We start from the raw sequence: 6,921 nt of genomic DNA on the forward strand, positions 1-6,921 counted from the left end.
CGAGTTGAACGGCGTGTTCTTCGAGGAACTGGGCGTACGTCGCCCGGATCACTTTCTTAACGTGGACACGTCGTCACTTGGGCGGAGCCTCGGGGAAATACTGATCAAGACCGAGGAGGTGTTGCTGGAAGAGCGGCCCGATGCTGTCCTGGTGCTTGGGGACACCAACAGTGCCATCGCTACATTGATGGCCAAGCGAATGAAGATACCGACCTATCACATGGAGGCCGGGAACCGTTGCTTCGATGCCAACGTACCTGAAGAGATCAACCGAAAAATGGTGGATCACCTCGCCGACTTCAATCTCGTTTATACCGAGCACGCGCGTCGACATCTGCTCAGTGAAGGCCTGGGTCACCGCTTCATCTATCTGACGGGCTCGCCCATGCGCGAGGTGCTGGAGCACATGCTGCCGAAGATCGAGCAGTCTCGTATTCTCGAAACCTTGGGGCTGGAGTCCGGAAAATACTTCATCGTCAGCGTGCACCGAGAGGAAAACGTCGATAGCCGCGACAACCTTGGCGAGGTAGTCGAAGCGCTGAAGACGCTGAATGAGCGTTACGGTTACCCGGTCGTGGTCTCGACCCACCCGCGCACTCGTAACCGGCTCGAGAAACTGGGCTTGGCCGATGACAGCGAGGCGATCCGCTTTCTCAAGCCGTTTGGCTTCCTGGACTATAACCATCTGCAGATGCACGCCTACTGTGCGATTTCGGACAGCGGCACCATCAGTGAAGAGGCCTCGATACTCGGTTTCCCCGCGGTGACGCTCCGCCGTTCCATCGAACGCCCCGAGGCGCTGGATACCGGCGCCATTGCGCTCACCGGGCTGGACAAGGAAGTGCTCGTCGACGGCGTTCGTATTGCCACGGCCTCCCGCGAGGTGTTCTCGGGCACTGAGCGGGAGATTCCCGATGGGTACCAGGTGCGCAACACCTCCGAGCGCGTGGTGCGGCTGATCACCGGCACTGCCAAGCTGGCTAACCGTTGGCGAAACATGGATGCGTTCAGCCGCTATGACTGGAGTTGATAAGGGCGATGCCGGTACGACTGTGTCGAAGGAAGAGTCCCAGTCGCTAAAGATACTGGTGGTCCACCGTTACTACTGGCCGGATACGCCACCTTATGCGGCGATGCTGCGCCGTATCGTAAGTGCTTGGGCGCAGGCGGGCCATCAGGTGGAGGTGCTGTCCTCACAGCCTTCCTACAAGGCCGGGGTGGAGAATGAGCGCCGGCCCAAACGTGATGATGTGGATGGGGTTCCTGTCGAACGTCTGGCGTTGCCTAACGAGGCGTCACGACCCTTGGTGAGAGTGGTTAATGCCTTGCGGCTGGGTGCGGCTGTCGTAAGGAAGGCCGTCATGCGACGCTATGACGTCATCATGATTTCAACGGCACCGCCTGTGCTCGGCGGCGTAGCCGCAGCCTTGGCAGCCAGGCTCACCGGGGCACGTTTCATTTATCACTGCATGGATATTCATCCTGAAGTCGGGAGAGTGTCTGGCGAGTTTGCCAACCCAGCGGTTTTTCGAATATTGAGAGGTCTGGACCGCTGGGCCTCCCGTCGGGCTGACCCTGTGGTTGTGTTGTCGCGGGATATGGAAAACACCTTGCGCAAACGCCCCGGTGGCAGCGAGCTTTCTATTCGAGTGTTGAACAATTTCAGCTTGCCTGCTGAGCAAGAGCTACCTGACGAGTTGCCGTTTGAATGGCCTACAACGGTCTTTACTGTGCTTTTTGCCGGCAATATCGGTCGCTTTCAGGGGCTTGAAACCGTTGTGGAGGCGATGGGAGCCCTGAAGGATAGATCGGACATTGAGTTCGTCATGATGGGGGAAGGAGTTGCCAAGCCTGCCTTGCAGGCCCGAGCGGTCGAGCTTGGGGCTCGAATCCGGTTCGTGGGCCACCAGCCCGTTGAGGTGGCCAAGGCGGCAATGCAGCGTGCCGACGGCGGCTTCGTCAGCCTGACTGCGGATGTTTATCGCTATGCCTATCCGAGTAAGACCATGACTTATCTGGAGCAGGGGTTACCGCTGATTGTGGCCGTGGAACCTCAAAGCGAACTCGCCTCGGAAGTCGTGGCGGGTGGATATGGTCACACGGTGCCTCCAGGAGACAGCGTTGCATTGGCGGCTTTGCTTGAACGACTAGCCGAGGATAAGCCGGCACTGGCTGATATGAGAGTCAGGGCAGAACACAAGGCCAGCAAGGTGTTCTCAGAACAGGCAGTTCTTTCCCAATGGGTGGAGCTGTTGCAACGAGAGGATGAAACAAGGCGTGAGAGCCAATAACGTGATTATCGTCGGCGCCCCGCGCTCCGGCACGAACATGCTGCGCGACGTGCTGTGTAGCCTTGATGGCGTAGCCACCTGGCCGTGCGACGAGATTAACTACATCTGGAGACACGGCAACGTGCGGTATCCCTCCGACGAGATTCCAGCGGAGCGGGCAAGCGAGTCGGTGCGATCGTACATTCGCAAGCAGTTCGACTGGGTGGCGCGTCGTTATGACGCGCACACGGTAGTGGAGAAGACCTGCGCCAACAGTCTGCGCGTGCCGTTCGTGGACCGCGTGGTTCCAGACGCGAAGTACGTCTTTATCTACCGCGACGGGATTGATGCGACGGGGTCGGCCCGGCTGAGATGGACCGCCGGGTTGGATATCCCCTACCTGCTGGATAAGGTGCGGTTCGTGCCGGTAACGGACCTGCCGTACTACGGTGGGCGGTACCTGTGGAGCCGTGTATACCGGTTCTTTTCCCGGGAGCGCCGAGCGGCATTCTGGGGGCCGGCGCTGGATGGTATGGACGATCTGCTCGAAGCGCATTCGCTCAACGAGGTCTGCGCCCTGCAGTGGGAGCGTTGCGTGGACAAGGCGGAGGAAGCCTTCGCCGACATGCCCGAGGACCGGGTAGTCCGGGTCCGTTACGAGGATTTCGTCCGCCAGCCGGCCGAAGAACTGTCGCGGGTGCTCTCAAAGCTGGGCATGGAGGCGGACAAGGCACAGATGCACGATGCCGTGGCCAATGTTTCCAGCCGAAGTGTTGGCAAGGGCAGGGCGGCTCTGCCCGAGGACGAGGTGGCGCGTCTAGAGTCCCTGGTGGGAACAACACTGGAACGTCATGGCTACCGTTGATGGACTGACGCGCCGTCAGGCGGCACTCAAGCGAACCTTTGATCTGGTGGTCGCGGGCGTCGGCCTTCTGGCCACCTTCTGGCTGATCCTGCTCGCCTCGTTGGCTGCGAGCATCGACACCCGCGGCAACGGCTTCTTTACTCAGCGACGGGTGGGCAAGGATGGCCGGATCTTCACGGTGGTCAAGATTAAGACCATGCGGCCGGTAAAGAACGTGGACACGACGGTGACCCGCTCTGGCGACCCGCGCGTCACCCCGCTGGGCCGGTTCTTTCGCCGGACGAAGATCGACGAGTTGCCGCAGTTGTGGAACGTGCTGGTGGGCGACATGAGCTTTGTCGGCCCGCGCCCGGACGTGCCCGGCTTCGCCGATCGGCTGGAAGGCGAGGAGCGGATGATGCTGTCGATCCGCCCGGGCATTACCGGCCCCGCGACGCTCAAGTACCGCAACGAGGAAGAGTTGCTGGCCGCAGCAAGCGACCCGGAGGCCTACAACCGGGAGGTGATCTGGCCCGACAAGGTGTGCATCAACCTCGAGTACATCCGCCACTGGAGCCTGAAGACCGATCTTGCCAACATCTGGCGGACGGTGGTGGGATGATCCTGAAAACATCCACTGAACAACGACGACTGAACTGATGCTGAACGGACCCTTTTCCCCCTGGCCTTCTTTCACGCAGGAAGAGGCCGACGCCGTGCAGCGCGTGCTGCTTTCCAACCGGGTCAATTACTGGACCGGGCAAGAGGGGCGCGAGTTCGAGCGGGAGTTCGCGGCGTTTGCGGGAACGGATCATGCTATTGCCGTGGCGAACGGCACGGTAGCGCTGGATCTCGCCTTGAAGGGGCTGGGTATCGGTGACGGCGAGGGTCGTGGTCGAGACGAGGTGATCGTCACGTCACGCACGTTTCTGGCCTCGGCCTCCTGCATCGTCACGGCCGGTGCGGTGCCGGTGTTCGCGGACGTGGACCGGGACTCGCAGAACATTACGCCCGAGACGGTCGCTGAAAAGATCACGCCGCGCACGCGGGGGATCATGGCGGTGCACCTGGCGGGTTGGCCCTGCGAGATGGACGGGTTGATGGCGCTGGCCGAGGAACACGGCCTGTATGTGATCGAGGACTGTGCTCAGGCGCACGGGGCGACCTACCATGGCCGCAGCGTGGGGTCGATCGGTCATGTCGCGGCGTGGTCCTTCTGCCAGGACAAGATAATGTCCACCGGCGGCGAGGGCGGCATGGTGACCACCAATGACCGGGCATTGTGGAGCCGCATGTGGTCGTACAAGGACCACGGCAAGAGCTGGGAGGCGGTTTACGAACGCGAGCATCCGCCGGGTTTCCGCTGGCTGCACGAGAGCTTCGGCACCAACTGGCGGCTGACGGAGATGCAGTCGGCCATCGGGCGGATTCAACTGCAACGCATGCCCGAGTGGAGCCGGGCGCGGCGGGCGAATGCCGAACGGATCTGGGAAGCGGCGCGGCAATGCCCGGGCCTGCGTGTGCCAATGATTCCCGACCATATCGAGCACGCGGCGTACAAGTGCTACCTGTTCGTCGAGCCGGAGGCGCTGCGCGACGGCTGGGATCGTGACCGGGTGATGGCTGAGATCCAAGCCCGTGGCGTGCCGTGCATGAGCGGTTCGTGCTCCGAGGTGTATCGGGAAAAGGCGTTCGACGGCACCGGCTGGCGACCCGAGCAGCCGTTGCCGGTGGCCCGGGAGCTGGGCGAGACGAGCCTGCTGTTTCTCTGCCACCCCACGTTGACGGAAGACGAGATCGAGAAGACCTGCGTGGTGTTGCAGGAAGTGATGGCGCAGGCGGCAGCTAGATGATATCTGGCAGGCGAGTCGCGTGTTGCCCTGGACCGCGGAGTTGCACTTCGCGCCGGCGAGTGCAACTCGCCGCTCCCGGTTGGGGCCGATTCTGCGGTGGGTTGGACTTCAGTCCAACGGGTTGGTGTGAGACACATCCCGGTCACGGTTCGCGACGGGGGCATCCGCCCTTTGGGCGGATTGTCGGGCTGAAGCCCGACCCACGAGGTTTGTGGCAGCCGGTTGGTATCGCGCCTGAAGGCGCCCGTACGGTGCTGGACCGCGGAGTTGCACTCCGCGCTTCGGCGAGTGCAACTCACCGCTCCTGACCGTGGCAAAATGCCTTCCATTCCGTCGGCCGCTGGGCCGTTGTATTTCCTTGCATGGATGACGTTCAGTGCCGTTGATCGCACGTTTCAAGCTATTCCTTCGCGACCTGCCGTCGATGTACAAGCGCGGGCTGATGGTCGCGCTGGACCTGTTCCTGATCCCGTTTGCCCTGTGGGCGGCGTTGTCGCTGCGCTACGGCGAATGGTTCACGGATTTCAACCGCGCCGCGCTGGTATTCGCCGGCATCGTGGCGTTCACCATTCCGGTGTTCATCAAGCTGGGCTTGTATCGCGCGGTGATGCGCTTCCTCGGTTGGAAGGCGATGGAGCAGATCGCCACGGCGGTGGCCGGTTCCACGCTGATCCTGCTGGCGATCCTGCTGTTGCACCCGCAGGCGGAGCTGCCGCGCTCGACGTTCGTGATCTACGGGCTGGTGCTGTTCCTGCTGGTGGGTGGTTCGCGGTTCCTGGCGCGGCGGTTGCTCGGAGAAAGTGCCGGGGGCAAGGGCCAGGAGCGGGTGGCCGTCTACGGGGCCGGCGCCAGTGGCCGGCAGGTGGTGGGCATGCTCCGCCAAGGGGCGGACTACGAGCCGGTGGTGTTCCTCGACGACGCCGAGTCGCTGGAGGGCCGCGAGATCGACGGGTTGCGGGTGATCGATCCGAGGAAAAAGGATCTGACGGCTTTCCTCAAGCGGCTGGGCGTGCGCTCGATCCTGCTGTCGGTGCCGTCGGCGTCGGCCTCGACGCGCCGCGAGATCCTCAACTTTCTCGAGCCCTTGCCGTTCCACGTGCGCACCGTGCCGGGCATCGAGGACATCCTCTCCGGCCGGGCGACCCTCGACCAGGTCCGCGAGGTGGATATCGAGGACCTGCTGGGGCGCGAGCCGGTACCGCCGCGCCCGGAATTGCTGGGCCAGTGCATCACCGGCAAGACCGTGCTGGTCACCGGCGCGGGAGGGTCGATCGGCTCGGAGTTGTGCCGGCAGGTGGTGGAGCAGGGCGCCAGGCGCCTGATCCTGTTCGAGGTGTCCGAGTACGGCTTGTATACGATCGACCAGGAGTTACGCCGCCTGCCGGTCGTCGCGAATTGCAAGGTGGAAGTCATCGCCGCGCTGGGCAGCGTGCTCGACGAGCGACGCTTGGAACGCCTGTTCGAGCATTTCTCCATCGACACGGTCTACCACGCCGCGGCTTACAAGCACGTGCCGCTGGTGGAGCACAATCCCATCGAGGGGCTGTCCAACAACGCGCTGGGCACCTTGATCGCCGCCCGCGTGGCCGCCGGTTACGGCGTGACGCATTTCGTGCTCATCTCCACGGACAAGGCCGTGCGGCCGACCAACGTGATGGGTGCGAGCAAGCGCCTGGCCGAGATGGCCCTGCAGGCGTTACAGCCCGAGCACCCGGGTACGACCTTCTCGATGGTGCGCTTCGGCAACGTGCTGGGCTCGAGCGGGTCGGTGGTGCCCCTGTTCCGCCGGCAGATCGCCGACGGCGGCCCGGTCACGGTGACGCATCCGGATATCACCCGCTACTTCATGACCATCCCCGAGGCCGTGCAACTGGTCATCCAGGCCGGCAGCATGGCCGAGGGCGGTGACGTGTTCGTGCTGGACATGGGCGAGCCGGTAAAAATCGCGCATCTC

6 protein-coding genes are annotated in these 6,921 nt (G+C 62.9%); all 6 read left to right on the forward strand.

Annotation, left to right across the window (positions count from 1 at the left end; translation table 11 throughout):
- The coding region (locus ABGV18_RS11245) for a UDP-N-acetylglucosamine 2-epimerase (protein WP_396586110.1) at positions 1-1,030 on the forward strand (1,030 nt) is incomplete at its 5' end.
- On the forward strand, positions 1,017-2,291 hold the full coding sequence (locus ABGV18_RS11250) for a glycosyltransferase (RefSeq protein WP_396586111.1): 1,275 nt from the start codon (positions 1,017-1,019) through the stop codon (positions 2,289-2,291). The genes ABGV18_RS11245 and ABGV18_RS11250, both read left to right, overlap by 14 nt.
- On the forward strand, positions 2,278-3,135 hold the full coding sequence (locus tag ABGV18_RS11255; RefSeq protein ID WP_396586112.1) for a sulfotransferase: 858 nt from the start codon (positions 2,278-2,280) through the stop codon (positions 3,133-3,135). The genes ABGV18_RS11250 and ABGV18_RS11255 overlap by 14 nt, the downstream gene beginning before the upstream one ends.
- Complete coding sequence (locus ABGV18_RS11260; RefSeq protein WP_396586113.1) at positions 3,122-3,736, forward strand: sugar transferase; 615 nt, start codon at positions 3,122-3,124, stop codon at positions 3,734-3,736. Before ABGV18_RS11255 ends, ABGV18_RS11260 begins: the two co-directional genes overlap by 14 nt.
- Positions 3,737-3,773: 37 nt before the next feature.
- Positions 3,774-4,967 carry a DegT/DnrJ/EryC1/StrS family aminotransferase gene (locus ABGV18_RS11265; protein ID WP_396586114.1) on the forward strand — a complete coding sequence of 398 codons (1,194 nt, stop codon included), beginning with the start codon at positions 3,774-3,776 and terminating at the stop codon, positions 4,965-4,967.
- Between the two features lie 376 nt (positions 4,968-5,343).
- Positions 5,344-6,921 (forward strand): polysaccharide biosynthesis protein (locus ABGV18_RS11270; protein ID WP_396586115.1); only part of this gene is annotated, 1,578 nt, incomplete at its 3' end.

Source organism: Guyparkeria halopsychrophila, assembly GCF_044582135.1.
Classification (GTDB): Bacteria; Pseudomonadota; Gammaproteobacteria; order Halothiobacillales; family Halothiobacillaceae; genus Guyparkeria.